At 58.6% G+C, this 24283-nt stretch carries 35 protein-coding genes; 31 read left to right on the top strand and 4 right to left on the bottom strand.

The window, feature by feature from the left end; all coding sequences use genetic code 11:
* Position 1 precedes the first annotated feature (1 nt).
* Genes NMB39_RS22900 through NMB39_RS22890 form a run of 3 tightly spaced genes read left to right on the top strand, consistent with a single transcriptional unit; the run spans position 2 to position 1974 of the window.
* The gene (locus NMB39_RS22900) at positions 2-1057 is read left to right on the top strand and encodes an NAD(P)-dependent oxidoreductase (protein ID WP_306957222.1); all 1056 of its coding nucleotides are present in this window, start codon (positions 2-4) and stop codon (positions 1055-1057) included.
* 27 nt (positions 1058-1084) lie between these two features.
* Positions 1085-1738: an RraA family protein gene (locus NMB39_RS22895; RefSeq protein WP_057021830.1), complete on the top strand. Its 654-nt coding sequence runs from the start codon at positions 1085-1087 to the stop codon at positions 1736-1738.
* Positions 1739-1764: 26 nt separating this feature from the next.
* Positions 1765-1974, top strand: a complete 210-nt coding sequence (locus tag NMB39_RS22890; RefSeq protein ID WP_307718377.1) for an ultraviolet light resistance protein B — start codon at positions 1765-1767, stop codon at positions 1972-1974.
* A 62-nt stretch (positions 1975-2036) separates the two neighbouring features.
* Here NMB39_RS22890 and NMB39_RS22885 read toward each other — a convergent pair whose 3' ends face one another.
* Both NMB39_RS22885 and NMB39_RS22880 read right to left on the bottom strand, forming a co-directional pair.
* Complete coding sequence (locus NMB39_RS22885; RefSeq protein ID WP_057021831.1) at positions 2037-2408, bottom strand: hypothetical protein; 372 nt, start codon at positions 2406-2408, stop codon at positions 2037-2039.
* Entirely contained in the window at positions 2401-2889 is a 489-nt protein-coding gene (locus tag NMB39_RS22880; protein ID WP_056845367.1) for a Panacea domain-containing protein, read from the bottom strand. The genes NMB39_RS22885 and NMB39_RS22880 overlap by 8 nt, the downstream gene beginning before the upstream one ends.
* Before the next feature lie 234 nt (positions 2890-3123).
* Here NMB39_RS22880 and NMB39_RS22875 point away from each other — a divergent pair, with 234 nt between their 5' ends.
* The 25 genes from NMB39_RS22875 (at position 3124) to recX (ending at position 20140) form a co-directional block, all read left to right on the top strand.
* The gene (locus NMB39_RS22875; RefSeq protein ID WP_172833446.1) at positions 3124-3867 is read left to right on the top strand and encodes a LexA family transcriptional regulator; all 744 of its coding nucleotides are present in this window, start codon (positions 3124-3126) and stop codon (positions 3865-3867) included.
* Between the two features lie 590 nt (positions 3868-4457).
* Positions 4458-4802, top strand: coding sequence for a phage holin family protein (locus tag NMB39_RS22870; protein WP_198721266.1), 345 nt, complete (start codon positions 4458-4460; stop codon positions 4800-4802).
* Between the two features lie 88 nt (positions 4803-4890).
* Entirely contained in the window at positions 4891-5091 is a 201-nt protein-coding gene (locus NMB39_RS22865; protein WP_124399550.1) for a Com family DNA-binding transcriptional regulator, read from the top strand.
* Complete coding sequence (locus tag NMB39_RS22860) at positions 5081-5596, top strand: hypothetical protein (RefSeq protein ID WP_198721265.1); 516 nt, start codon at positions 5081-5083, stop codon at positions 5594-5596. Before NMB39_RS22865 ends, NMB39_RS22860 begins: the two co-directional genes overlap by 11 nt.
* A 152-nt stretch (positions 5597-5748) precedes the next feature.
* Positions 5749-6261 (top strand): hypothetical protein, encoded by a 513-nt coding sequence (locus NMB39_RS22855; protein WP_306957227.1) that lies wholly within the window; start codon positions 5749-5751, stop codon positions 6259-6261.
* Between the two features lie 3 nt (positions 6262-6264).
* Positions 6265-6876 carry a phage baseplate assembly protein V gene (locus NMB39_RS22850; protein WP_494340027.1) on the top strand — a complete coding sequence of 204 codons (612 nt, stop codon included), beginning with the start codon at positions 6265-6267 and terminating at the stop codon, positions 6874-6876.
* A 9-nt stretch (positions 6877-6885) separates the two neighbouring features.
* The gene (locus NMB39_RS22845) at positions 6886-7218 is read left to right on the top strand and encodes a hypothetical protein (RefSeq protein WP_057021834.1); all 333 of its coding nucleotides are present in this window, start codon (positions 6886-6888) and stop codon (positions 7216-7218) included.
* A complete protein-coding gene (locus NMB39_RS22840) occupies positions 7215-8210 on the top strand; it encodes a baseplate J/gp47 family protein (RefSeq protein ID WP_056845364.1) in 996 nt (331 codons plus the stop codon). Before NMB39_RS22845 ends, NMB39_RS22840 begins: the two co-directional genes overlap by 4 nt.
* Complete coding sequence (locus NMB39_RS22835) at positions 8207-8935, top strand: phage tail protein I (RefSeq protein WP_494340028.1); 729 nt, start codon at positions 8207-8209, stop codon at positions 8933-8935. The genes NMB39_RS22840 and NMB39_RS22835 overlap by 4 nt, the downstream gene beginning before the upstream one ends.
* Positions 8932-9462 (top strand): hypothetical protein, encoded by a 531-nt coding sequence (locus NMB39_RS22830; protein ID WP_494340029.1) that lies wholly within the window; start codon positions 8932-8934, stop codon positions 9460-9462. The genes NMB39_RS22835 and NMB39_RS22830 overlap by 4 nt, the downstream gene beginning before the upstream one ends.
* A gap of 47 nt (positions 9463-9509) precedes the next feature.
* A complete protein-coding gene (locus NMB39_RS22825; RefSeq protein WP_494340030.1) occupies positions 9510-10295 on the top strand; it encodes a phage tail protein in 786 nt (261 codons plus the stop codon).
* Positions 10296-10598, top strand: coding sequence for a hypothetical protein (locus NMB39_RS22820; protein WP_494340031.1), 303 nt, complete (start codon positions 10296-10298; stop codon positions 10596-10598).
* Between the two features lie 87 nt (positions 10599-10685).
* Entirely contained in the window at positions 10686-10859 is a 174-nt protein-coding gene (locus NMB39_RS22815) for a hypothetical protein (RefSeq protein WP_494340032.1), read from the top strand.
* Positions 10860-10861: 2 nt separating this feature from the next.
* Positions 10862-12028 carry a phage tail sheath protein gene (locus tag NMB39_RS22810; protein WP_057021840.1) on the top strand — a complete coding sequence of 389 codons (1167 nt, stop codon included), beginning with the start codon at positions 10862-10864 and terminating at the stop codon, positions 12026-12028.
* Positions 12028-12534, top strand: coding sequence for a phage major tail tube protein (locus NMB39_RS22805; RefSeq protein WP_056845359.1), 507 nt, complete (start codon positions 12028-12030; stop codon positions 12532-12534). The genes NMB39_RS22810 and NMB39_RS22805 overlap by 1 nt, the downstream gene beginning before the upstream one ends.
* Before the next feature lie 184 nt (positions 12535-12718).
* Entirely contained in the window at positions 12719-13291 is a 573-nt protein-coding gene (locus NMB39_RS22800) for a phage tail assembly protein (RefSeq protein ID WP_056845358.1), read from the top strand.
* 127 nt (positions 13292-13418) lie between these two features.
* Positions 13419-15239: a glycine zipper domain-containing protein gene (locus NMB39_RS22795; protein ID WP_494340033.1), complete on the top strand. Its 1821-nt coding sequence runs from the start codon at positions 13419-13421 to the stop codon at positions 15237-15239.
* Positions 15239-15622: a phage tail protein gene (locus NMB39_RS22790; protein ID WP_494340034.1), complete on the top strand. Its 384-nt coding sequence runs from the start codon at positions 15239-15241 to the stop codon at positions 15620-15622. The genes NMB39_RS22795 and NMB39_RS22790 overlap by 1 nt, the downstream gene beginning before the upstream one ends.
* Positions 15615-15827: a tail protein X gene (locus NMB39_RS22785; protein WP_017137071.1), complete on the top strand. Its 213-nt coding sequence runs from the start codon at positions 15615-15617 to the stop codon at positions 15825-15827. The genes NMB39_RS22790 and NMB39_RS22785 overlap by 8 nt, the downstream gene beginning before the upstream one ends.
* A gap of 9 nt (positions 15828-15836) precedes the next feature.
* On the top strand, positions 15837-16847 hold the full coding sequence (locus NMB39_RS22780; RefSeq protein WP_494340035.1) for a phage late control D family protein: 1011 nt from the start codon (positions 15837-15839) through the stop codon (positions 16845-16847).
* Positions 16848-16914: 67 nt separating this feature from the next.
* Positions 16915-17472 carry a glycoside hydrolase family 19 protein gene (locus NMB39_RS22775; protein ID WP_198720727.1) on the top strand — a complete coding sequence of 186 codons (558 nt, stop codon included), beginning with the start codon at positions 16915-16917 and terminating at the stop codon, positions 17470-17472.
* Positions 17460-17939, top strand: a complete 480-nt coding sequence (locus tag NMB39_RS22770; protein ID WP_198720728.1) for a lysis system i-spanin subunit Rz — start codon at positions 17460-17462, stop codon at positions 17937-17939. The genes NMB39_RS22775 and NMB39_RS22770 overlap by 13 nt, the downstream gene beginning before the upstream one ends.
* A gap of 82 nt (positions 17940-18021) precedes the next feature.
* Positions 18022-18522 carry a CinA family protein gene (locus NMB39_RS22765; protein ID WP_046071230.1) on the top strand — a complete coding sequence of 167 codons (501 nt, stop codon included), beginning with the start codon at positions 18022-18024 and terminating at the stop codon, positions 18520-18522.
* A gap of 83 nt (positions 18523-18605) precedes the next feature.
* Positions 18606-19664 (top strand): recombinase RecA, encoded by a 1059-nt coding sequence (gene recA, locus NMB39_RS22760; protein WP_005785454.1) that lies wholly within the window; start codon positions 18606-18608, stop codon positions 19662-19664.
* Between the two features lie 8 nt (positions 19665-19672).
* Positions 19673-20140, top strand: coding sequence for a recombination regulator RecX (recX, locus tag NMB39_RS22755; RefSeq protein ID WP_034118389.1), 468 nt, complete (start codon positions 19673-19675; stop codon positions 20138-20140).
* Between the two features lie 60 nt (positions 20141-20200).
* Here the strand turns inward: recX and NMB39_RS22750 are convergent, their stop codons facing one another.
* Positions 20201-21313, bottom strand: a complete 1113-nt coding sequence (locus tag NMB39_RS22750; RefSeq protein ID WP_056847464.1) for an LOG family protein — start codon at positions 21311-21313, stop codon at positions 20201-20203.
* Positions 21314-21605: 292 nt separating this feature from the next.
* On the bottom strand, positions 21606-22040 hold the full coding sequence (locus tag NMB39_RS22745; RefSeq protein ID WP_043048893.1) for a PA3611 family quorum-sensing-regulated virulence factor: 435 nt from the start codon (positions 22038-22040) through the stop codon (positions 21606-21608).
* A gap of 179 nt (positions 22041-22219) precedes the next feature.
* Between NMB39_RS22745 and NMB39_RS22740 the strand changes: the two genes are divergently transcribed.
* The 3 genes from NMB39_RS22740 (at position 22220) to NMB39_RS22730 (ending at position 24280) form a co-directional block, all read left to right on the top strand.
* Positions 22220-22939 (top strand): tRNA-uridine aminocarboxypropyltransferase, encoded by a 720-nt coding sequence (locus tag NMB39_RS22740; protein ID WP_057021864.1) that lies wholly within the window; start codon positions 22220-22222, stop codon positions 22937-22939.
* 252 nt (positions 22940-23191) lie between these two features.
* Positions 23192-23842 (top strand): response regulator transcription factor ErdR, encoded by a 651-nt coding sequence (erdR, locus tag NMB39_RS22735; protein ID WP_046071233.1) that lies wholly within the window; start codon positions 23192-23194, stop codon positions 23840-23842.
* A gap of 75 nt (positions 23843-23917) precedes the next feature.
* Positions 23918-24280, top strand: a complete 363-nt coding sequence (locus NMB39_RS22730) for a diacylglycerol kinase (protein WP_043048897.1) — start codon at positions 23918-23920, stop codon at positions 24278-24280.
* Positions 24281-24283: the final 3 nt, after the last annotated feature.

Raw genomic sequence — 24283 nt, 5'->3', positions numbered from 1 at the left:
TATGGCATTTACCACCCTGATATTGGATGCCCCTGGGCCGCCGTTACTGTTTGAGGAAGTCGATCGCTTTCTTGAACTGGGCCTGGGCGTCACCCTCAACCTGCATTATTTCGCGGACAAAGAGCGCATTCGGCAGCACTACGGCACGCGCATTCACTATGCCGAGATCAACTGCCATGACGAGCCTGGCTTTATTGCCGCCGTGAGTCAGGCCGGGGGCTACAGCGTGTTCAAGACGCGCCTGAACATCCCGTTGGGCGCTGGCCTGATCCGCGCTGCCACCTCGCCGGCGTTGGCCACGCCACTGCGCGCCATTGCCCAGGCTGGCACAGGGGTCAATCATATTGATCGGCTGGCGTGCGAGCAGTGTGGTGTGGCGATCCTCAACACCCCAGGCTCCAACGCGGCCGCTGTTGCCGAATACGTCGTGGCCCAGGCGCTGTTTCTGTCGCGCGACCTGGATGACTACAACACTGAAACGCACAACGGCCATTGGGCAAAAGGCTCCTTGGCACCTGCCTGCGAATACGCCGAACTGACGCTTGGGCTGGTGGGCACCGGCAGCATTGCCCGGCAGGTGGCGCGCAAGGCTGCGGCGCTGGGCATCAAGGTGATCGCTACCGGGTCCGAACGTTTTACCGAACCGGTGGCGCACAGCCTTGGGCTTGAACGACGGGCAGGTCTTGAACAGTTACTGGCCGAGGCGAACATCGTCTCGATCCACGTACCGCTCACCCCGCAGACCCGAGGCTTGTTCGGCACTGCCGAGTTCCAGCAGATGCGCCAGGGATCAATCCTCATCAATACCGCGCGCGGCGGGATCGTCGACGAACACCAGTTGGCCGCCTTCATGCGCCAGTTTCCCAGGCATATCAAAGCCGTCGCCATCGATACCTTTGCCCTTGAAAAAGACCGCTTCGACTCGCCATTGACCGCTATTGCCAATGCGCAATTGACGCCGCACATCGCTGGCAATACCGCCACGGCAATCCGGACGGCGTCACGCCAGATCGTCGACAAGATCCACGCATTCAGTGCCGACGCCACCGCGCGTTAACCCACAGGACACAAGGAAGGCCACATCATGCAAACCTCTATTGTTACCCGCCTCGACGCCCTGAGTTGCACCGACCTCAGCGATGCGATGGACCGCCTGAAAATCGTTTGCCAGTGCACCGACATCATGCCTCTGGACCGGTCGTTCAACCTCACAGGCAAAGCCTGGACCCTGCGCTACGGCCCTATTGGCCTGGACGGCGGCTCGGTGGGTGACTACATCGACGACCTTGAGGCCGGCCAGGTGGTAGTGATCGACAACCAGGCGCGGCTCGACACCACCGTGTGGGGCGATTTGCTGACCTCTACCGCCGCCCGTAGGCAGTTGGCCGGGACGGTGATTGACGGTATCTGCCGCGATGTCGACCGTGCGTTGGAGCTTAACTACCCGATCTTTTCCCGGGGTAACTGGATGCGCACCGGCAAGGATCGCGTGCGTGTCGAAGCGATTCAGGCGCCCGTTACGCTGGGTGGCGTGCGGGTACAACCCGATGATTGGTTGCGCGGCGACGGTGATGGCCTGGTGGTGATTCCGGCCGGTTCACTGAGCGAAGTGCTGGCGGTGGCCGAAGAAATCCACCAGGCCGAAGAACATATTCGTGCGGCTATCGAGGCGGGCGTTCCTCTACGCAAAGCTCGCGCCGATTACGGCTACCACGCCTTGCAGACTCCGCGCCGCTGACTGGCCGACGACAGAAGCCGCCGCGGGTGCGGCTTCAGTTGATGCTGGCCGGGGTGGCCAATATCACCGACCCGATTAAGCGGAACTGGGTCTTGCGCAATACGGACGTGGCGGAAATCTGGGGTGTTGGCCGCAAGATGAAACTCCGCCTCGGTGCGATTTTTGCAGCCGGTCGCTGCTGGATAAGGTGGGCAAAAACTAAAAATCCGATCAGTGCCTTGAAAATGATGAGCTGACTTTTGCGCGCTCACATCTCAATGCCGGATAGAGAGAAGTCAGGGGCATGAGTACGACCAGACTATTTGGATTTACGCCCACTAGCCGGAAACAACCCCCTGATCACCCCAAGAAACGCCGCAAACAAGTTGATTGAAGTCGCCGTAGTGATGGCAATCAATACATTGTCCGAGAACGGCGCCTTACCCGAGTAATACGTCGACCAGCCATTCCACACCAGCAGGACCCCCCAGAAGATCACCCCGCACGCAGCGAACCAAAACGCACGCCCCGCATACTTCTTGCGCAGTTGCCTTTCGGCCTTCTGGTCTTTGAGGTTCTGGCTTCTTTCATCGTCGGTGCCTAGGGCTTGCTCGCCGCCGGCCTGGGAGTCCTGGTCAGGCCCTGCCACAGGGGGCAGGGTGAGTTCCAGGTTGTCGAGTTCCTCACTCACGGATGCGGCTCTTTGGGTGAATGAGTGCTGCCATGTCTTCCCAGTCAATGGCCGAACCGTCGGCGCCCTTGAGGGCCCAGGCTGTGCCGTCCTCGTGGGAAAGGTTGGACAGTTGGGTGCCGGACCATTTGCCGTATTTGTTAATGATCCGGTCAATCAAACGATGGGTGTAGGTGTCGCTCTCAGGAACCCTCGGTGTCACGAAGACAATGTCTTCGGCGTCGGGCTTCAGGTTGCTGAGCAGCGCGGTCACCGGGCGATTACCATAGGATTTCAACTCATGGTAAAGCGACGGGATGACCGGGCCATATTGCCAGCGGGCGAAGTGGTCATCCATAAGGGGCTGGTCCCGTTCGCGCAAATGCCAGGACTGCGTATAGAACAACAGTTTCTGCAGCTTCATCGGGGTCAGGCCCGAAACCTTGCCTTCCTTCGCACGTTCAATGAAGGCGTTAGCAACAGCTAGCGCTGAATAAGCCATGAGCACCTCCGTCGTTGCTGGCTAGGTGATTAAGGAGTTTTATACATAGCCCCTGAATTGTCGATAAGCAAGGGACGCTGACATCCGTGGCGTCTCAACATCAGGCCGCCCGCAAGAGTAGTGGGTAATTTACTGTTTGCATATACAGTATTTTGTTTCATGGTAAACAGAATTGGCTGTTTAATGCATAAATATGCAAATTAGCATTTGCCAACTCCGAAAACTCCCGTCACTATCCGCGTTATGCAAAAACGCAACGTTTCTATCGTCTTAAGAGAGCTGCTGGATCGCGACCGAATCTCCCCCACGGAGCTTCATCGGCGCACCGGCGTGCCTCAATCCACACTGTCCCGGATCCTCAGCGGCAAGATCGTTGATCCGTCGGATAAACACATCTCGCGCATCGCCGAGTATTTTCGCGTGAGCACCGACCAACTGCGCGGGCGCGCTGCGGTGGGTGGGTTGCGCGATGACGGGCGCGACCCGATGCATTCGGAACTCAAGGACATAAGCCTGTGGGACGACGACACTCCCGTCAATGATGACGAGGTGTCGATCCCCTTTCTGCGCGAGGTTGAATTGGCTGCTGGATCAGGAAGATTCGTCATCGAGGAAAGCGAGAAGGCCAGCCTGCGGTTCGGCAAGCGCAGCCTGCGGCATAACGGAGTGCAGTTCGACCAGGCCAAGTGCGTGACGGTGCGCGGTAACAGTATGTTGCCGGTACTGCGCGACGGCGCCACGGTTGGCGTGAATGCCGGCAAGAGCGGCATCGGCGATATCGTTGATGGTGATCTGTATGCCATCAACCACAACGGCCAACTGCGGGTTAAACAGCTCTACCGCCTGCCTTCGGGAATCCGCCTGCGCAGTTTCAACCGTGATGAGCATCCGGATGAGGACTACAGCTTCCAGGATATCCAGGATGAGCAGATCAGCATTCTCGGGCATGTTTTCTGGTGGGGCATGTACGCCCGTTAACCTCCTCGCGTAAGACGAAACCCGCCCATGAGCGGGTTTTTTTTCGCCCGCAGAAAACCGCCAAACCCCAAGCCCGCAAGGCTTCGAATGCATACGTGCATTTCCACGGCCAAAATAAATGCATTTATGCATTGACTGTATATGCATACATGCATATTCTTCACCTCAAGCCAGCCAACAAGGCCTGGTGGAGGCGGCAAGGATGCTGCCAAGGAAGACAAGGAAGGCACGCAACATCGGCAAGGACGCCATCGAAGCGATGGCAGGGATGCCAGGCAACACCGGCAAGGATGCCGACGCTCTTTAGTTTCAACGCTTCAAAAACAGGCAGCGATGAACCGGCCTTGACGGTTCAGAGGGTTGGCAACTGACCCGGGTGTGCAGCGTAAAGCACCAGAAGCAGTTATCCGGCAGACAGGGATCGTGGTCGGAAAAACATTGAGGAAAGGACCGTACCGCGCCAGTAGCGCCGAAAGTCCGAGGACAGCATTACTGAAAAGCCCGGGTAACCGGGCTTTTTGGAATGCCTACCTATCGAAGCATGTGTAAATGAAATATGGATTATTAATTGCTCAGCCAGGAGGCGTGACATGACAAATGAACAGCAAGCGTTAGCGGAAATGCCTATCTGGCTGGTGATCGTATTGGCCGTGATCGGCGGAGTGTCTGGAGAAATGTGGCGCGCCGACAAGGAAGGTGCTCGCGGTTGGTCGTTGATCCGCCGTCTGGCGCTGCGCTCCGGGGCCTGCATGGTCTGCGGGGTTTCGGCGCTGATGCTGTGCTACGCCGCCGGCATGTCGATCTGGACCGCCGGCGCCATTGGTTGCCTGACCGCCATGGCCGGTGCCGATGTGGCCATCGGCCTTTATGAGCGGTGGGCCGCCAGGCGTATTGGAGTCGATGACCCTTCTAGCACACGCCCGGATCAACAGTGATTGGTGCGATGACCGGGTATTCGCCGCGATGAATGACAAGCCCAGACCATGTGCGCCTGGGTCATAAATTCGCGAAAGGAGTCCCTACATGCTCAAAGAATTCAGATGCGGCAGTTGCAATAAATTACTTGCCCGAGCAGGCAGGTGTAACGAGCTCCAGATCAAGTGTCCCCGGTGTGGGACGTTGAATCATGTGAAGGCTACGAGCCTCGGGCAATCGCCTTCGAGCGACGTGAAGCGGAATTCTCCGCAACAAACCGACCAAAAAGGTGATCAACATGTCCAGTAGTGGATTTCATATTATTCCGTTTACCCAAGACGGAAGCTCAGTGCTACCTCCCCGCAACTTCATGCTTGTTGGACAGTATCTCGAGTCTCCGAGCAAGCAGTACAAGCTGATCTTGGAGGCCGACGCAAATCTGGTGCTTTACGACAACGGTGTGAAGATCTGGGTAGCAGATAGCACTGTGCCCTATACCTATGTGGATGATCGTCCTAATTCGGATTTGGCCAATTGTTTCTACATGCAAGGTGGGGCTTTTCTCGTTGATCACGTGCATAGCCGTACATGGATCGCCCTGACCAGCTGGATTCCAGTGAAAGAACAGAATGGCCGACCTGATCGTACCTACCTGCAATTGCAGGATGACGGCAACATTGTCTTGATCGATGGCGTGCCGATGTGGGCTCGTTTTGGCTTTACGCCAACTGCGGCGCCTACGCCTCACGTTTTCTATCCGGATCACGGTACCGGTCCTCTGCCTACCTTTCCAGCATGGAGCTGGACGTTCTAGGCCCATTTCCCACTAGCAGGAAGTCCCCGCCGCCGTGCGGGGCACCCCGGCTTGCCTGGAAAAAATGCCCATGACGGGTAACCAGGCCAGTTGCTGTAACCAACGCCCCGTCTTTCCGCACGGATCAGCAATAACCTGCAAGGACGCGACAGATGACATTTATTGAAAAACCTTCCCAGCTTCCCATTGCCATTGGCGAGGTGCTCAAAAGCGCTTTTCCCCAATTACGTGTAGGCAATCACCAGGATTTTCAAATCACAGAGGATAAAACAGGCGTACTGATTACCGTGGAACGTAACGGCCCTGGTATCCGCTCGCTGGAGGGGCGTAAAGCTCACGCGCTGTCGATTTCGCTCAAGGCCATGATCATCCAAGGTGTGCCGTTCGAGGCCTGCGATCTGGCGAGCCAGTTGATGGACCTGGTCCTGGATAACCGCTGGGGTTTGCCCCCGGAGCAATGTGATCTACCCGCCGGCATCGTCGCCGCGCCTGGCGCACAGGGCGATGTGCCGATTGCCTACGACATCTGGACCGTGTCCTTTATCCAAACCCTCTACCTCGGCCCGCCATTGCTTGAAGATCCTGCCGGTCGACCGCTGTTCGCCTGCACCTGGGACGTCTCGAACATCGATGACCCGGATCAATACAGGCCACTGGGGGAGTAACCCATGTTCGACGCGCTGTTACGCATGCAATTGGGACCGATCGTCGAACGCCTGGCAGAGATGGAGACCCAACTCGAAGACCTCTATCGACGCGCCGAAAGCTTCTGCCGGATTGGCGTTTGCCAGCAGGTCGATGCTGCCAGCAATACCTGCAAGGTCAGCCATGGTGACTTGCTCACCCCTGCGATCCGCTTTTTTAACCCCAGCGCCGGTGCGCAAACGGAAACCCGCATTCCAACGGTGGGCGAGCAATGCCTGTTGCTTAACTACGGTGGCGGGGAGGGCGGCGTGCAATCAGTGGCTCTGTTCGGCCTCAACAGTGATCGCTTTCCGCCGGTCTCCAGCGTTGCGACGCTGACCAGGCGTCGCCATCAAGACGGCACCCAAAGCGACTACGACGACGCCAGCCATACCTTCAACTGGGTCAACGGCCCAACCACCGTCAGCGGCTCCCGTGAACAGGTCGACATTAAAGTCGGCGCTGCCAGCCTGACCATGAATGCCCAGAGCATCACTTTGCAAATCGGCGGCACCAGCCTGTTGCTGGATGCTGGCGGAGCTCACTTCAGCGGCCCGGTAGTGGACCACCAAGGACGACTCATCAGCCCCCGATAAGGACACCCCATGCTCGGAATCGAGAGGAACACCGGGGCAGCCGTCGATGACTGGCTGCAATTTGTGCAGCGCGCCACCCGAGCGCTGACCACCCCCGTGGGCACTCGGCAAAAGCGTCCGTTGTACGGTTCGCTGATCCCGCAGTTGCTCGGGCAAAACCTCGGTGATGACCTGCTGATCCTCGCCCAGAGCCACGCCGCCCAGGCGTTCTACAACACCCACAACGGCATCGACGATTTTGAACCCCAGGTCATCGTCGCTACCCGCCAAGGCGCCGGCCTGTTGCTGCGGTTTGCCGGCACCTGGAAAAACCGCCAACAATCCTTCGAGGTCGTGACATGAGCATGCTGATCCCCGGCCAGAACCAACTGGCGGAACCGGCCATCATCAAGGTGGATGAGTTCGAACCGTTGCTGGCCGAGTTCAAGGCGTTCGTCATCGACTACGTTGCCAGCCGAGCTCCGCAAAGCGCGGCCAAACTCAAGGTCAGCCTCGACAACGAAAGCGAACTGCTGACCCTGGCCCTGGAAGCGTTTTGCGTGCGCCTGCAAACCCATGAGCGCAAATACAACGCCCGTATCAAGCAAATGCTCGCGTGGTGGGCCACCGGCAGTAACCTGGATGCGCGCCTGGCCGATATGGGCCTGGAGCGCCAAGTGCTCGACCCTGGCGACCCGGCGGCTTTCCCGCCCGTGCCGCCCACCCTGGAAAGCGACGACGACGCTCGCCTGCGTTACTACCTGGCGCCCCATGCTCCGGCGGCCGGCTCGCGGATGCAGTATCGCCGCGAAGTCTTCACCCTTGGCGAGCGTCCTGCGGTGAAAGTGCAGAGCGCGACGCCTGGAGTGGTGACCGTCACCTACACCTTCGATCCGGATGGTTATGCGGCCCAGGTCAAGGACGGCAACGCTCGACGCACCGCACCGGGCGAAGTCATGGTCACCGTGCTTTCCAGGGAGGGCGACGGTACACCGTCTGCGGACTTGCTTGACGGTGTACGTCGACATTTCGCACGGCCGGATGTAAGGCCGGAAACCGATCTTGTCACCGTCCAGGGCGCTCAGATTCAACCTTACAAGATTCGCGTGGTGGCCAAGATCAACGCCGGCCCGGACTCAGGGCTGACCCAAGTAGCGGCGCAGAAACTGCTGCAAGACTACGCAGAGTCCTGCCATCGCCTGGAAGGGCGGGTTGACCCCAGCTGGATCGACTATGCCATACACAGCGCTGGCGCTGCGCAACTGCAAATCCTTGAACCGCTGGCGCCGATTGTCAGCACCGCGTTCCAGGCCCCGTATTGCACGGGTGTCGAGGTGGAGGTGCGCACGCTATGAGTGAACCTAAAGCGAGTTTGTTGCCGGCCAACAGTTCACCGCTGGAAAAGGCGTTGGACTTGGGCTTCGGCACGTTGCTTGAACGAGTCACACCGCCGTTTCCAGCGCTGATGAATCCACTTCAAACCCCAAGCGAATTCCTCCCTTACCTGGCCGCCGACCGCGGCGTCAGCGAATGGGATGCCGAGGCCAGCGAGGCGGAAAAGCGTCTGACCGTCGCATTGTCCTGGCAGATCCAGCGCCAGGCCGGTACGCCCAAGGCGCTGAGTCATGCGGTGGAGTCATTGGGTTTTACCCCCAACATCAGCGCCTGGTATCAGCAGCGCCCCTTGGGTGTGCCTTACACCTTCGACGTGCAGGCGATCATCGGACGCAGTTGGTCCAGCGGCGATCACAACCGACTGATCCGGCGTATCAATGCGGCCAAGAGTGAGCGCGATCAGGCGACGATTACCATCGTGCATGAGACCACCCAAGGCTTGCGTGTCGCTGCAGCAACGGATCCGGCACTGAGTATCAGTGACCATAGCCGACCCGGAGCCTTGCCCGAGGTGAAGCTACTAGGTTCCGTCTCCTTCAACAGCGCTGCTCACAGACCCCTAAGCGATGGCGAGTTGCAGCTTCAGGGCGCGCTACCTGAATTCGGGCTTGCCGCCCGACTGAACAGTGCCGGGGTTGCCCGGCACTACACCATTAACGACTACGACCTCAGGGCGCAGCCATGACAGATGACATTACGCGCCTGGTGCGCTTCACCTCCAAGGGTTTGGATGAAGTGCTGCAGGCGAAGAACCAAGGCATCAAAGGCGAAATCACCCACATCGGCGCCGGTACCGGCCGCTACACTCCAGACGGCACGGAAGTGGCCTTGCGCGATGAGCGCCAGCGGGTCGCCATTGTGGATTATGAAGACCTGGGCGAGCGCCAACTCAGGATGGCCGCGCTGTTTGATGGCGACGGTGAGTATGAGATTGGCGAGTTCGGTTTTTACCTCGCCAGTGGAACCTTGCTGGCGGTGTATTCCGTGGCGGGGAAGCTGCTGACGTATAAAGCGGCGGCGGCGCGGGTACTGCAAAAGTTTACGCTGGATATTTCGCCGTTGCCGGCGGATAGCGTGACGATTGTGGTGGGGAGTGAAAACTTGAATGTGTTGTTGGCCGAGGAGATCGCAATCATGGCGGCGGCTTCGGTTGGCAATATGTCCCGGCATATGGATTTGATGTTTCGAGTTATGAATCTCGAAGCGAAGTAGGAGCACTTATAAAAGTGCTGGACGGATTACCTAACAGGAAGTTGAAAATGGGAATTGAAACGACTATTACGAAGGTTGTAGATGCGTGTAACCAACTTACGGAGACCGTGACAACCCAGATTGGGAAAATTAATGCCCAAGTAGATGCTGCATCCAACCAGTTCACTGCGTGGCGCGGCAGTGTTCAGGCAAAAGATATTAACGGTCGTGCACTCTATAGTCAGGATATTGATCTGACGGGGTTGCCGACGGACACGTTCTATCCAGTCTGGTGGACTATGCCAGGTAATGATAGCGGTGAGACTGAGATCACGTTTTCTCGTATTTACAGCCGCGATGCTGGTCTGTGGCCGTTTGGACAAGGGATCGTCCACATAGCGGGGTTGAATCTGCAAATGGAAGGGTGTGGGCACCTATGGAGTGGAGATGGAAACTACCTGACGGTAAAACGCATTTCGCAGACATACCGTGAAACAGTCCGTGGCATCAGTTTTGGGATGACCTGTATTGCTCGACACGTAACAGGCGTTAGACCTTTGTACTTGAACCTGAAGGATGGGCAGATCATTCAGTCGTCCATACACTCTGGACTTTATCTACGCGGTGGGTTGAGCTACACCGTTAACAAATCGTTCCCCGGCGCCATCGGTTTTAGCCGCTTAGATGCCGAAGTGCCTATGGGCGAAAGTAGCCAAGGTGATTGGGAGATCCGTTGGTGCGTTCGTCCATATCGTCTTTCAGAGGCCGACGCAGTATTGGGCGTTACGTTGCCCGAAAAGCGAATGGCTTACGCTTATGACAATGACAAAATCTACGCGATGAAGGGGGCGTAAATGACTATTTCCATCAAGTCCGCAGTAACACCTGGCGGCGAGCAGCTGATTAACATTCCTGCGGAACCCGAAATTCTCAAAAGTCTCGGTTTTTCCGCTGAGCAAGCGGCAGAACTGTGTAACGAGGCCGCTAAAGTCATTCAACTTGAAAACTCTATCGCTGCACGCCGCACGCTATATGTGACAGAAGCCGATCCTTTGTTTCTCGAGTGGCAATACGACGAAACCCCCGAAAAGGAAAAGGCCTGGCGTGACAAAGTCGCTGAAATCAAGGCGCTTTACCCCTTGCCTGATCGAATTTGACGCCCACCGCGAAAGCAGTTTTTTCGCCTCCCCCAAAAGCCCCTCCCGCAGGGGCTTTTGGCGTTTTTCACTCGGAGAATCCTACCCATGCCCACCCGCCAAACCTACACCGTCCTCATCTCATTCCCCATCGGCAACGGCCATTGGTCCACCGCCGGCGAGGAACTGGAACTGCTCGACGTCGAAGCATCCGCCCTACGCACCGCTGGCCGCCTTGAACTGACCAGCGTCCTCAATTCCACCCCCAAGAAGGCTGAATAACCATGGCAGAAGTCCTGAACTTCGAGCACAACGGCATCACTGTGAATGCCACTGAATCCCCCGAGGCCATGGGTGGCCTGGGTGATAACGTGATCGGCCTGGTCGGCACTGCGCCGAATGCCCACGCATCGATCCCGAAAAACGCGCCGTTCCGTATCAACAGCTTCACCACCCAGGCGTTGCTGGACCCTACCGGCACCGAGTCGGGCACCTTGTTCCAGGCTGTGTACCAGATCCTCAAAGTGGTCAAGGTGCCGGTCTATGTGGTCATCGTCGAAGAAGGCGCCACCCCGGCTGATACCGTCAACAATGTGATCGGCGGCAACGACCCGGTCACCGGTCGCAAGCTGGGACTGGCGGCCCTGAGCAGCGTCCCGGAAGACCTGACCATCATTGGCGCCCCAGGCTTTACCGGAACCAAGGCCGTGGCCGGTGAATTCGCCTCCTTCGGCAAGCGCATCAAGGCGCGTGTGGTGCTGGATGGCAAGGACGCTTCCGTTGCAGACCAAGTTGCCTACAGCGGCGAGCTGGGCGGTGCCGACCTTGGCTTCGACCGTTGCCTGCTGGTGCACAACATGCCGTCGGTGTACTCCAAGGCCGCGAAGAAAAACGTGTTCCTGTCGCCATCCTCGTTGGCCATCGCAGCATTGGCCAAGGTCAAGCAGTGGGAAAGCCCCGGCAACCAAGTGACCTTCGCCGAGGACGTTTCCCGCGTGGTCGAGTACAACATCCTCGACACCTCCACCGAGGGCGACCTGCTCAACCGCCATGGCGTGAGCTACTACGCCCGCACCATCCTCGGCGGTTTCTCGCTGTTGGGTAACCGCTCCATCACCGGCAAGTTCATCAGCTACGTCGGCCTGGAAGATGCCATCAGCCGCAAGCTGGTCAAGGCCGGCCAGAAAGCCATGGCCAAGAACCTCACCAAGTCCTTCATGGACCAGGAGGTCAAGCGCATCAACGACTGGCTGCAAACCCTGGTGGCCGACGAAACCATCCCCGGCGGCAGCGTATACCTGCACCCGGAACTGAACAGCGTCGAGAAGTACAAGAACGGCACCTGGTTCATTGTTATCGACTACGGCCGCTACGCGCCGAACGAACACATGGTTTATCAACTCAACGCCCGCGATGAAATCATCGAGCAGTTCCTGGAGGACGTTCTCTAATGTTTACCAACCGAGTCAGACAGGCCATCGCGGCCACCCTTCAAGGCCTGCCGTTGTCCGCAACCGTGGAAGAGTTCACCCCGCCGAAGATCGAGTTCGACATGGAAGCCATGTCCGGCGGGCGTTTCATCGCCGAAGAAATGGCCAAGAGCGGCAAAGTGCTCAATGCCAAACTGGTGCTGCAAGGTGCCGGCCCGGAAATCATGCTGGCCCTGGGTGTGCGCACGGGCGACGACATTTTGCTGAACGTGCGTGAAGCCGGCCAGGACCAGGACGGCAAGACCTACTTCACCTACCACACCGTCGGCGGCAAGCTCAAATCCCTGGAGGAGGCGAAGCTGAAGATGGGCGACAAGGCCACCACCACACTGGAACTGTCTTGCCGTACCTACAACCGTCTGGAAAATGGCATTTCGGTGATCGACATCGACGTGCGCACCCAGAAGTTCGTGCTCAACGGTGTCGACATTCTTGGCGATGCGCGCCGCGCCGTACTGATGCCTTAAAAAAATGACTGCAATCTAAGGCAGGCACGGTCAATGTGGGAGCCGGGCTTGCCCGCGATGCAGGCGACTCGGTGTGTCTGGAGCACCGAGTTGACGCTATCGCAGGCAAGCCTGCTCCCACAGGGACCGCGTTCAGATCTGGATTTTCGGTACTTTTCAATACCTTTCAACAAGGAATTGCCCCATGGCCTGGATGCCACCGTTGCATATCCTGCTGGCTCCGATCACCGCCGACACCGGCGCGACGATCCAGCAGGTTCAGCTCAAACCGTTGTTTTACGCCGCGCAAAAAGACGCGCTGGCCCGGGCCGGTGATGACGAGGACGATCAGTTTTTCGAACTGGCGAAACTCGCCACCGGCCTGTCGGAAAAAGAGCTCGACCAGCTCAAGCGCCCGGATTACGTGAGCATTGCCCAGTACGTACATGAAATGTCGACGCGCCCTGCGTCGTTCTTCATGGACGCACAGGACGCGACACCCCACGACCAACCCGTCCAGTTGCTATTGCCCTTGGACGCAGCCGGCCGAACCCTGACCGAACTACCCCTGGAAATGCCCGCCCTACGCGCCACCAAAGTGATGAAAAAGCTCGCCACCAATAAAGAGCGCGCCGAGTTCATCACCGCCCATTGCACTGGCCTGATGATTCCCGACCTGGCCGGTTTGACCGTGCCCGACTGGACGGAACTGCAGGAGCGCATCGACGATTTTTTAAATCAACCGGCGGACTTCTTTCGCAGCGCGACATCGACGTAATCCTCGATGTGGTGCCGCTGATCTACTCGGTCAATGAGGCGGAGATCCTCGACTGGGACGCCGGAAAAGCATTGCGCCGCTACGACATTGCGATCACTCGCCTTGGCGTTAAACAGGAGTAAGCGGGATGCAGGACAAGTATTCGCTCGCATATGCCATGGCCAAGAATGGCCGGGATGCGTTCGGCACTACAGACGGCGCACATGACGCCGATATCGTCAGCCTTGGCGCTTTGTCGGTTGGCAGCTCAACCCCATCAACAGGTCTGGCTGACTTGTCCGGGACAGTTGCCGCCCTCACTGACGCGACGCTGAAACTCGATGAGCTAGCTCTGTCGCTCGGCTCATTGCGTGAGGGTGTGGATTCTCTCGACACCGCCTTGTCGTCGCTCAGGGCGATTGCTGTGCGTTCGTCCAACATGGATGGGCGAACAGAATCGAAGACGGTGGCTGAATCCGTTTCGACCACCTCAGAGGATTTGCGCCATACCCGCGAGGCCATGACGCTGGCCAGCGCACAGATAATCGACCTGGCAAGTGCGCTGCAGCATTCAGGCAGCCAGTTGAAGTTTGACAAAACGGCGACTTCGGAAAAGTCGATCAAGGCGCTGCGCGAGGAGTCCGGCGAAAGCGGCAAGCGTTTCTCTACGACCCTGGAGGCCACGCCGGTCTGGGGCGAAGCACTTTGGCTGAAAGCCAAAACGGGCCTGGTGGATAGTGTCAATGGCGCTGCTGCAGAGTCGCCGGCTCTGGCGGGCGCGGTTAAAACAGCGGGCGCCGTTACGCCGGTGTTTTCCGAGTTTTTCTCCGGTTTGGGTGAAACGATAAAAACCCGCGTTGCAGGCAACGTGGTCGATGCGACGCTGGGTAAGCTTCCGGGTGTTGGCAAGCTGTTCAAGGAGGGCGGTGCTGAAAAAGATAAGTCGTGCTGCTGTGCAACGGCAACTCAGCATCCCATCGAAAGCCGCCGTTCGCGCTCGCCAGGTTCTCGCGGGAAAAAGAACCCTCGTCAGCCGAGGTCGCAAAAAAAGCAGGGATCTCAACACACTCAGAACAGACCGAAGAAACAACTGGTTGCACCGAAGACTGCCTCGACCAAACGATCACCCGCCCGCAAGAACGGCGGTGTGTTTGCGCGGATCCTAAACAGCCTCGAACGTGATGCAAAGGCATCGTTGCCTGCACCATTTTTAGGTTTCGATGCCGGTGGTCCGGCTCGACGGTTGCAACCTCGAGTGGCCGTGGCGAACCGTCGAAGCAAGAGTGGAACTGCGGGCCAGTCGCCAGCGAGCAGAGGTCCAGGGCTGATCGAAGCCTTAGAGCGCAAGCTCATCCCCATGCCTTCCGAAGGTCGGGTAGCGACCGCGCCACAGGCTCGCAACTTCAGTCGTGAACCTCTGCCGGGCCCTCTGAAGATGCCTGCCAATCCTTCGGGAGCAATGAGCAAACTGGGGCTGGCGGGTGCTCGCCGCCTTGGCCCGATGAGGTACGCCGACACGGCTTTTGATGTGATTCAGGGCGTACGCACTGGCGACGCCAAGGCTGTCGGTACCGGTCTCAGCACCGCCGGTGGCGCCTGGGCCGGAGCGTCCGCCGGCGCCGCTCTCGGCACGTTGATTTTCCCTGGTGTCGGCACCGCAGTTGGCGGCGCCATCGGTGGCTTGCTGGGCAGCGAAGCGGGCAGTTGGCTCGGTGACAAACTGTTCAGCTCAAAGGATCGCCTGCCCGCGCCCAATGCACTGAGCAAGGAGCTCAACAGTGCCCGCACCGACAACGTTCAGGTCACGATCTCACCGAGTATCCAGATCACCGGCGTCAACCCCGCCGATGCCCAGCAAGTGGTCAACCAGGTGATCCAGGCCCTGCAGTTTCAATGCATGCCCATGGTCACCGATTCCCTTGGCATCCGGCGCAACGCGGCACTGGCCGATCCTTCAGGAGGTGATTGATGCGACAACAAATGGTACTCGGCGACTTTATCTTTGGCTTGTCCCGAGGTTTTGCCTATTCGTCGTTCATCCGCAACAGCGACGGCGGCTGGAGTGACCTGGCGATTATTGCCAGCAAACCCCAGTCGCGGCAGAACGGCCAGAAGCTGGAAAAGCTCACGTTCAGCGGCACGGCCATGTACGCCACCGGCATGCAGCGCCTGGACGAACTGCGCGCACTGCAAAATGCGCGTGCGCCTTTGCCGCTGGTCGATGGTATCGGCCGTAACTGGGGGCTGTGGCGGATCAACTCAGTGGTGGAAACCCAAAGCAACGTGATCGATGACGGCACTGCCATGGTCATGACCTGGACCCTGGAACTGGAGGAGTTCGTCAATGCGTAGAGTGCGAAGTATCGCCGGTGATTCGGTCAACCTGTTGCTCTATCGCGAGCTGGGGCGTTGCGACGACGCTGCGGAAGAAACCCTCTGGCGCTTGAACCCTGAACTGGCTGAATACGGTCCGGTATTGCCGGCCGGCGTATGGGTGATCGTGCCTGAGATGCAAGCCAGGCCGGCGGCTGTACGACCCGTGCTGGCGTGGGATTAAGGAGGCTGCATGGCACAGGGATTTACCCCGATCGTAGAGTTCTACGGCGCCAACGCGGCGCTGCTCAATCAACGCCTGATGCACTGGAGCCACACCGACGCTGCCGGTATCCAGACTGACCGCCTGGAATTGACCCTCAATATCGAAGGGCTGGAGGGGTTGCCCAGCCTGAGCGGCAAGATCGGCCTGCGCGTCGGTTACCAGGAAACCGGCTTGGTGGAAAAAGGCGAGTTTGTCGTCACTCAACGCACCCCGGTGTTGTTTCCGATGCGCCTGATGATCGTGGCCACGGCCGCGCCCTTCAGTGAGGGGGATAAGAGCGGATATCGCCAGCGCCGCTCCGCCAGCCATGGGCCGACGACATTGGGGGCATTGTTTCGCCAACTGGTCAGCCGCCATGGTTTTTCACCGCGAGTTGCACCGACGCTCGACGGCATTGCGATTGCGCACATCGACCAGTCCAATGAAAGCGACATGGCCTTCATCACTCGCCTGGCCAAGCGCTACAACGCGGTCACCAAGCCGTTCAACGAACTCTATGTACTCGCCGAAGCGGGGCAGGCCAAGTCACTCTCCGGTCAGCTATTGCCGCCAGTGAAATTATCGGTGACCGAGGACAACCGGCCCGGTGAGCATGCCTTCATTACCGCCAAGCTCGACGAAAAATCACGCTCCAAATACATGGGCAGCCGCGTCAGCTGGTGGGACGCCGCCGCCGGCAAGCAGCGCGTGGTCCAGGTCGGAATTGCCCCGTTCAAGACCTTGCGTCAGCGCTGCCAGAACGAAGCCGAAGCCCGCGCCGTGGCCGAAGGCGAACTGCGCCGAGTGGGCCGTGAAGGTTTGAAGCTGCAGATCGATTGCCCAGGTAACCCGTTGCTCGCTGCCGAAGGCTTGCTGGTGCTGGATGAAACCTGGCCTTCGTATATGCAGGGGCGCTGGTCGATTACCCAAGTGACTCACGTTGGCGACCCGGCGACGGGGTATCGCAGTTCGATCATGGCCACTGGGTTGGCGTCTTAGGCGCGGGCAGAAGAGGGAGCTTGAGTTCGTGTATCACTGAAAGCTCGACCTCAAGAAGGAGGGATGCATGGTTCTATCTGAGCAACAGCTGGTTAAAGTCTTACCAAACTCCCGCCTTAAAGCGGGAGTTTTCATTTCGGCATTAAACACGGCGATGTCCCATCACCAAATCACCACACCTGAACGCACTGCCGCATTCCTCGCCCAAATCGGCCACGAATCTGCTCAGTTGCTCTATGTGCGAGAAATGGGCAGCGATCACTACCTGAGCAAATACGACACCGGTACCCTAGCCGCCCGGCTGGGCAACACGCCCGAGGCGGATGGCGATGGCCAGAAATATCGGGGCAGGGGGCTTATTCAGATCACGGGGCGTCGTAACTACCTGCTCTGCAGTCGAGCGCTGTTCGGCGATGATCGCCTGCTTCTGCAGCCGCAATTGCTGGAGCAACCGCAATGGGCTTGCGAATCGGCAGCCTGGTTTTGGCAGAGCAACGGTTTGAATGAACTGGCCGACAGGGACCAATTCACCGCTATCACTCGGCGTATCAACGGCGGTCTCAATGGCCTGGATGAGCGTTTGCGCTTGTGGGCGCGGGCCAAGGCGGTGTTATGCATCTCCTAAGTGCGTTGCGTTTGATCGGCGTGTGTCTGCTCATGGCGTTTGTTTGGCAGGTCCAGGCTTGGCGATATGGTGCGCAGCTTGAGCTGCAATCAAGCACCCATGCTCAAGCGCTGAACCAGCAAAGGCTGGCAGCACAAAACCAACGCCAGGCTCTGGAGCAACAACTCAACGCCAACGACCGCCAACACACCCAGGAGTTGAACGATGCCCAACGCAACCAAGCTGCTCTGCGTGACCGTCTGGCCACTGCTGATGTGCGGTTGTCAGTCCTTCTCGACGCCGCCGATTTCGCCAGTGGCTGTACAGTGCCAGCCACCACCACCGCCGGCAGCCTGGTTCATGCAGCCCCGCGAGCCCGACTTGACCCGGCGCATGCTCAACGAGTTATCCGCATCACCGATGACGGTGACAACGCCCTGATCGCCCTGCGTGCCTGCCAGGCGTATGTGCAGGCCGTCGCACGTTAGCCTCTTGATGCACTCTGTATCTTGCATGGTCGATAAGCTCCTGTAGGGTAGGCGAACCCCTCGCTCATTCCTGGAGAAGACCGTGAAGGAAATCACTCAACTGGCTGCCGACCTTGGTCGTCGTTTGCAGGTGCTCAATGCTCACGTCACCACTGCCGAGTCCTGCACCGGCGGCGGGATTGCCGAGGCCATTACGCGGATACCGGGCAGTTCGGCCTGGTTCGAGGCGGGCTATGTCACCTATTCCAACCGGCAGAAGACGCGGCAGTTGAACGTGCCGGAAAAACTTTTCTCCAAAGTAGGCGCCGTCAGCCAGGAAGTGGTGGAGGCCATGGCCCGTGGCGCGCAGGAAAAAAGCCTGGCGCGCTTTGCCGTCGCGGTCAGCGGTATTGCCGGCCCGGATGGCGGTTCGCCGGACAAGCCGGTCGGTACTGTCTGGCTGGCCTTTGCAGTAGGTGACGAGGTCACGGCCGAGCTTGCGCACTTTCCCGGCAACCGCGATGACGTCCGCCGACAAACGGTAAAAGCCGCGCTGGAGGGCTTGTTGCGACGAGCTGCAGCAGAAATAGAAAAACAGGGGTAGGCGATCCCGGATCTTTGTGGAACAATACTGTCTACTTATACAGGTGTTGGCCGTCAGGCCTTATTGATTACGTGAGGACTTTAATGGACGACAACAAGAAGAAAGCCTTGGCTGCGGCCCTGGGTCAGATCGAACGTCAATTCGGCAAGGGTGCCGTAATGCGTATGGGCGATCACGACCGTCAGGCGATCCCGGCTATTTCCACTGGCTCTCTGGGTCTGGATATCGCGCTCGGCATTGGCGGCCTGCCAAAAGGCCGTATCGTTGAGATCTACGGTCCTGAATCTTCCGGTAAAACCACCCTGACTCTGTCGGTGATCGCCCAGGCGCAAAAGATGGGCGCCACCTGCGCATTCGTCGACGCCGAGCACGCCCTGGACCCTGAGTACGCCGGCAAGCTGGGCGTCAACGTCGACGACCTGCTGGTTTCCCAGCCGGACACCGGCGAACAGGCCCTGGAAATCACCGACATGCTGGTGCGCTCCAACGCCATCGACGTGATCGTGGTCGACTCCGTGGCCGCATTGGTACCCAAGGCTGAAATCGAAGGCGAAATGGGTGACATGCACGTGGGCCTGCAAGCCCGCCTGATGTCCCAGGCGCTGCGTAAAATCACCGGTAACATCAAGAACGCCAACTGCCTGGTGATCTTCATCAACCAGATCCGTATGAAGATCGGCGTGATGTTCGGCAGCCCGGAAACCACCACGGGTGGTAACGCGCTGAAGTTCTACGCTTCGGTCCGTCTGGATATCCGACGTACTGGCGCGGTGAAGGAAGGTGATGAGGTTGTCGGTAGCGAAACCCGCGTCAAGGTTGTGAAGAACAAGGTGGCTCCTCCGTTCCGTCAGGCCGAGTTCCAGATCCTCTACGGCAAGGGTATCTACCTGAACGGCGAGATGATCGACCTGGGCGTGCTGCACGGTTTCGTCGAGAAATCCGGTGCCTGGTATGCCTACAACGGCAGCAAGATCGGTCAGGGCAAGGCCAACTCCGCCAAGTTCCTGGCAGACAACCCGGATATCGCCGCCACGCTTGAGAAGCAGATTCGCGATAAGCTGCTGACCCCAGCGCCGGACGTGAAAGCTGCCGCCAACCGCGAGCCGGTTGACGAAATGGAAGAAGCAGACACTGACATCTGAAGCAAACGATGACTGTGGTACTGGATACACTCGTCGCCGTTCGGCGCACTGCGATGGACCTGCTCGCTCGCCGCGAGCATGGTCGAGTCGAGCTGACGCGTAAATTGCGTCAGCGCGGCGCAGAGCCTGAGATGATCGAAACAGCCCTTGACCGGTTGACGGAAGAGGGACTGTTGTCGGAAGCCCGTTACCTTGAAAGCTTTGTGTCTTACCGCGCGCGCTCTGGCTATGGCCCAGCGCGAATTCGCGAAGAGCTGAGCCAGCGTGGCCTGCAACGTGCCGATATCGACCTCGCGCTACGTGAATGCGGTATCAGTTGGCAGTCGCAGTTGGAAGACACCTGGCGTCGCAAGTTTGCCGGTCACCTTCCGATAGATGCCAGGGAGCGTGCGAAGCAAGGTCGTTTTCTGAGTTATCGTGGGTTTTCCATGGACATGATCAGTCGCTTGTTAAGCGGTCGAGATATGGACGATTGAACGCTACAAAAAAAAGGCCCACTATGAAAATAGTGGGCCTTTTTTTCGCCTGCAATAAAGTCACGCGGGTTCTGGCGTCACCCGTTGCTGCGTCTTGCCCTGAGCCTGCGCCCAGTTTTCCGGGAGGTTGATGTAATCCACCAACTCTCGTAGCCGCCCCTGATCGCGGCCATTGAAGTTGAACACCAAGCGGGTCAAATGACTGAATCGCGGTTCGTCGTGGTCTTCACCTGTATAGGCGAGTTGCTGGAACTCACCACTGAGCCGCAGGCTGGCAAATTCTTCCTGCAAATGGGCCAAGGCATGGTCGCTGAGGGGATGGTGCATGCGCACCACAAACTCACGCTTCAACCAACGGGTAGAGTGGAAGTTGGCGTAAAACTGGTTGATTTCGTCCACCGCTTCCTCGGCGCTGTAGACCAGGCGGATCAGCTTGAGGTCGGTGGGCAGGATATAGCGATTGGCTTCCAACTGGCTGCGGATAAAGTCCAGGGCGCCTTGCCAGAACCCACCACCCGGTGCATCCAGCAATACCACCGGCACCAGTGGGCTCTTGCCGGTCTGGATCAAGGTCAACACTTCAAGTGCCTCATCCAGGGTGCCGAAACCACCTGGGCACAGCACCAGCGCGTCGGCTTCCTTGACGAAGAACAGCTTGCGGGTAAAGAAGAAGTGGAAGGACAGCAGGTTTTCGGTGCCATCGATGGTCGGATTGGCGTGCTGTTCAAACGGCAGGGTGATGTTGAACCCCAGGCTGTGCTCCAAGCCCGCGCCCTCGTGGGCTGCGGCCATGATACCGCCGCCGCCGCCGGTGATGACCATCAGGTCGGAACGCGCCAACGCAGCGCCCACTTCTCGGGCTAACGCATACAGTGGGCTTTCCACAGGTGTGCGTGCCGAGCCGAATACTGTCACCTTGCGCCGCCCCTTGAACTGTTCGAGTACACGAAAGGCGTGGTCCAATTCGCGGATGGCGCGCAGGGTGATCTTGGCGTTCCAGCGGTCGCGGTCGTCCTGGGCCATGCGCAGGACGGTGAGGATCATGTCGCGATAAAGGGGGATATTTGGGCTATTAGGGGCGATCAGCTGGATTTGCGCGTCGACCTGCTGCGTGAGGTCGGTCCCGTTTTCTTCAAAATGACGAAGCAATTGCTCATTCGATTCATAAGGCATTCAACTTCTCCTTCTTTGCAGGGCCTGGGTAGTCGACGAGAGCGTCGTCGGGGCCACGACACTGCATGTGTCGCGACATGCCGCAGGAGGGCAGGCCTTTCTTGCCCTGAAAGTACTACAGAACAGCATTGAAACTGCTGTGGATGGGCGTATGGGATGGCTGATCATGGGCCGAAAAACCCTTGGCTGGCAACCGCTTATTGGTCACCCATCACGAAGTTCGGTTGTTGGCAGGAAACGCAGCGGGGGCGTACGCGCTACTGGACAGCAGCGCGTGAGGAGTCAGCAATGGTTACTTTTTCTTCTTTGCCGGCGCCGGGCAATCGGCCTCAACAAACTTGACCGACGCTACAGGACGGTTGGTCTTGTTTTCGGTGATTTCGTAGCGCATCACCGCGCCCTTGGCCATCAGCTCGCGATAGCCCGGGTTGGTGCACACACTGCGGCCCAGCTGGAAGTACACAGCCTTGGGGTTGGCGCGCATCTGTTCGGCGCGATCAGGTAGCACGCTGAGGTGATCAATCAGCTGCATGCCTTCGACGGTGTAGGCCACTTCCAGGGTCTTTTCATCGATTTCCCGGGGCAGGTCCTTATTGCTTTCAGCCGCGACGCTTTGCAGCTTCCTGTTCATTTGAGCCTCCAGCAGCGAGGCCGCATGGGCGCCCATAGGCAAGGCCAACGCAAGGGCGACGGATGGGGCAACAAGGCGCAGCATGGAACGCAGCATTAAACTCTCCTGATTCGGTTACTGGTGCATAGACCAGCCACTGCGCTGTGCGTTCAGTGGCGCGCAATTATAGGTGAGCCCTTGCCACTACAGCCAGGCGTATCGCTGGTAAACTGCGGGCACTTCTGTTTTTCACGAGTTTGTTCCGTGTCGATTTCCTTTTCTTCGCCGCGTGCCCGATGAGCCACGCCGTTTCCCGCTTGCGCACCCAACGCCTGGCGCGTGCCATCAGGCCGTTTCTCAATCGTGGTTCCCGGGCTGAGCGCTGCCCCGGCTGTCGGGTGATTCCCGAATATTGCTTGTGCGCCTGGCGGCCCAAAGTCGCGGCCAGGTCAGCCATGTGCCTGCTGATGCACGACGTTGAACCGATGAAGCCGAGCAACACGGGCTGGCTGATTGCCGATGTAATCGGCGACACCACGGCATATGCCTGGTCACGTACCGAGGTGGATCCTGATTTGCTGACGTTGTTGGCTGACCCGCAGTGGCAGCCATACATCGTATTTCCCGGCGAGTTTGTGGCGCCGCAACGGGTGGTCAGTCAAGTTCGCGTGGAGGAGGGCAAGCGTCCGCTGTTTATCCTGCTGGATGGCACTTGGAGCGAAGCGCGCAAGATGTTTCGCAAAAGCCCCTACCTGGAGCATTTGCCAGTCCTGAGCCTGGCCCCTGAGCAGTTATCACGCTACAAGCTGCGGCGTTCCAAGCGTGATGACCATTTCTGTACTGCCGAGGTGGCGGCGCTGTGTCTGGAGCTGGCCGAAGACTTGACTGCAAGCGAAGTGCTGGACGCCTACCTCGATGTATTCAGCGCCCATTACCTGGCAGCCAAGTTCCAAATGCCCTTGGACCCGATGGACGCTGTCCATACGCGCCTTGCACCCTATATACCGGCAGTCTAGCCAGACGACGTTTGCATGATGGCACCCTGAACCCGCCACCCGCTAGAATGCCCACGGGCGTAGCGCTTGACCCTCCAGGCTGCGCTGGGCATGCTGGGCGCCGATTGGGGCGCAACCGTGAATGCTCGACGTCATTTCATGTGCTTTTGGCGTTGGGCGAGCCCTGTGGCGATAGCTGCCTGGCCGTCGCCTTGTGTATTGGTGAACCCTGAACCCATCAGGGCTCCCATAAAAAACAGGATCATTTAACCAATGGCCACATACGAAATCCTGATAGCCGATGACCACCCGCTGTTTCGCAGCGCACTGCATCAGGCGGTAACCCTGGGCCTTGGTCCTGATGTACGCCTGGTCGAAGTGGCCAGCATCGCCGAACTCGAAGCCCGCCTCACCGAAAAATCCGACTGGGACCTGGTATTGCTCGACCTGAATATGCCGGGCGCCTACGGTTTCTCGGGCCTGGTGCTGCTGCGCGGGCAATACCCACAAATTCCTGTGGTGATGGTTTCGGCCCAGGAAGAAGCCGACGTGGTAGTGCGCTCCAAGGAGTTTGGTGCCAGCGGTTTCATTCCCAAGTCCAGCGCGATGGAAGATATCCAGAAAGCCGTGCGCGCGGTGTTGGATGGCGATGTGTCGTGGCCACCCCAGGCGTTTGAAGAAATCAATGTGTCCGAGGAAGCCAAGGCTGCCCGTGATGGCCTGGCCAGCTTGACTCCCCAGCAGTTTCGCGTGTTGACCATGGTCTGTGAGGGGCTGCTGAACAAGCAGATTGCCTACGAGCTGAGCGTGTCCGAGGCGACCATCAAGGCACACGTGACAGCGATTTTCCGCAAGCTGGGGGTGCGTACGCGAACCCAGGCGGCACTGCTGTTGCAACAACTTGAGTCAATTTCGCAGCATTAAGTTACAACCGCTTCACGCTTTTTTGACTTTGCGTGATCTAGCTTCCCCACTTCTTTGGTTCAGTTGCCTACATCTATGTCGCCTTTCAAGGGTCAAACCGGTATCAAACGTATCTTCAATGCAGGGGGCTATTCCCTGGATGGCCTGCGCGCGGCTTTCACTGGCGAGGCGGCATTCCGTCAGTTGGTGTTGCTGAACGTTATCCTGATCCCAGTGAGCTTTTTCCTGCAGGTCAGCCGGGTTGAGCGGGCACTGCTGATTGCGGTGTGCCTGTTGGCCCTGATCGTCGAGCTGCTCAACTCCGCGGTGGAAGCGGCTATCGACCGCATTTCCCTGGACCGCCACCCCTTGTCGAAAAATGCCAAGGACATGGGCAGCGCCGCGCAATTCGTGGCGCTGACCATGATCACCCTGGTGTGGGCGGTGATCCTCGTCTGAGCA

It is taken from the genome of Pseudomonas sp. FBCC-B545 (assembly GCF_059134095.1).
Note: the sequence above shows the minus strand (reverse complement) of the source record. Positions and strands in the feature narration are given on the sequence as shown.

Coding starts and splice junctions, on each gene's coding strand:
- NMB39_RS22900 (WP_306957222.1), top strand. CDS start 2: ATGGCATTTACCACCCTGATATTGGATGCCCCTGGGCCGCCGTTACTG.
- NMB39_RS22895 (WP_057021830.1), top strand. CDS start 1,085: ATGCAAACCTCTATTGTTACCCGCCTCGACGCCCTGAGTTGCACCGAC.
- NMB39_RS22880 (WP_056845367.1), bottom strand. CDS start 2,889: ATGGCTTATTCAGCGCTAGCTGTTGCTAACGCCTTCATTGAACGTGCG.
- NMB39_RS22870 (WP_198721266.1), top strand. CDS start 4,458: ATGACAAATGAACAGCAAGCGTTAGCGGAAATGCCTATCTGGCTGGTG.
- NMB39_RS22865 (WP_124399550.1), top strand. CDS start 4,891: ATGCTCAAAGAATTCAGATGCGGCAGTTGCAATAAATTACTTGCCCGA.
- NMB39_RS22860 (WP_198721265.1), top strand. CDS start 5,081: ATGTCCAGTAGTGGATTTCATATTATTCCGTTTACCCAAGACGGAAGC.
- NMB39_RS22855 (WP_306957227.1), top strand. CDS start 5,749: ATGACATTTATTGAAAAACCTTCCCAGCTTCCCATTGCCATTGGCGAG.
- NMB39_RS22850 (WP_494340027.1), top strand. CDS start 6,265: ATGTTCGACGCGCTGTTACGCATGCAATTGGGACCGATCGTCGAACGC.
- NMB39_RS22845 (WP_057021834.1), top strand. CDS start 6,886: ATGCTCGGAATCGAGAGGAACACCGGGGCAGCCGTCGATGACTGGCTG.
- NMB39_RS22840 (WP_056845364.1), top strand. CDS start 7,215: ATGAGCATGCTGATCCCCGGCCAGAACCAACTGGCGGAACCGGCCATC.
- NMB39_RS22835 (WP_494340028.1), top strand. CDS start 8,207: ATGAGTGAACCTAAAGCGAGTTTGTTGCCGGCCAACAGTTCACCGCTG.
- NMB39_RS22830 (WP_494340029.1), top strand. CDS start 8,932: ATGACAGATGACATTACGCGCCTGGTGCGCTTCACCTCCAAGGGTTTG.
- NMB39_RS22825 (WP_494340030.1), top strand. CDS start 9,510: ATGGGAATTGAAACGACTATTACGAAGGTTGTAGATGCGTGTAACCAA.
- NMB39_RS22820 (WP_494340031.1), top strand. CDS start 10,296: ATGACTATTTCCATCAAGTCCGCAGTAACACCTGGCGGCGAGCAGCTG.
- NMB39_RS22815 (WP_494340032.1), top strand. CDS start 10,686: ATGCCCACCCGCCAAACCTACACCGTCCTCATCTCATTCCCCATCGGC.
- NMB39_RS22810 (WP_057021840.1), top strand. CDS start 10,862: ATGGCAGAAGTCCTGAACTTCGAGCACAACGGCATCACTGTGAATGCC.
- NMB39_RS22805 (WP_056845359.1), top strand. CDS start 12,028: ATGTTTACCAACCGAGTCAGACAGGCCATCGCGGCCACCCTTCAAGGC.
- NMB39_RS22800 (WP_056845358.1), top strand. CDS start 12,719: ATGGCCTGGATGCCACCGTTGCATATCCTGCTGGCTCCGATCACCGCC.
- NMB39_RS22795 (WP_494340033.1), top strand. CDS start 13,419: ATGCAGGACAAGTATTCGCTCGCATATGCCATGGCCAAGAATGGCCGG.
- NMB39_RS22790 (WP_494340034.1), top strand. CDS start 15,239: ATGCGACAACAAATGGTACTCGGCGACTTTATCTTTGGCTTGTCCCGA.
- NMB39_RS22785 (WP_017137071.1), top strand. CDS start 15,615: ATGCGTAGAGTGCGAAGTATCGCCGGTGATTCGGTCAACCTGTTGCTC.
- NMB39_RS22780 (WP_494340035.1), top strand. CDS start 15,837: ATGGCACAGGGATTTACCCCGATCGTAGAGTTCTACGGCGCCAACGCG.
- NMB39_RS22775 (WP_198720727.1), top strand. CDS start 16,915: ATGGTTCTATCTGAGCAACAGCTGGTTAAAGTCTTACCAAACTCCCGC.
- NMB39_RS22770 (WP_198720728.1), top strand. CDS start 17,460: ATGCATCTCCTAAGTGCGTTGCGTTTGATCGGCGTGTGTCTGCTCATG.
- recA (WP_005785454.1), top strand. CDS start 18,606: ATGGACGACAACAAGAAGAAAGCCTTGGCTGCGGCCCTGGGTCAGATC.
- recX (WP_034118389.1), top strand. CDS start 19,673: ATGACTGTGGTACTGGATACACTCGTCGCCGTTCGGCGCACTGCGATG.
- NMB39_RS22750 (WP_056847464.1), bottom strand. CDS start 21,313: ATGCCTTATGAATCGAATGAGCAATTGCTTCGTCATTTTGAAGAAAAC.
- NMB39_RS22745 (WP_043048893.1), bottom strand. CDS start 22,040: ATGCTGCGTTCCATGCTGCGCCTTGTTGCCCCATCCGTCGCCCTTGCG.
- NMB39_RS22740 (WP_057021864.1), top strand. CDS start 22,220: ATGAGCCACGCCGTTTCCCGCTTGCGCACCCAACGCCTGGCGCGTGCC.
- erdR (WP_046071233.1), top strand. CDS start 23,192: ATGGCCACATACGAAATCCTGATAGCCGATGACCACCCGCTGTTTCGC.
- NMB39_RS22730 (WP_043048897.1), top strand. CDS start 23,918: ATGTCGCCTTTCAAGGGTCAAACCGGTATCAAACGTATCTTCAATGCA.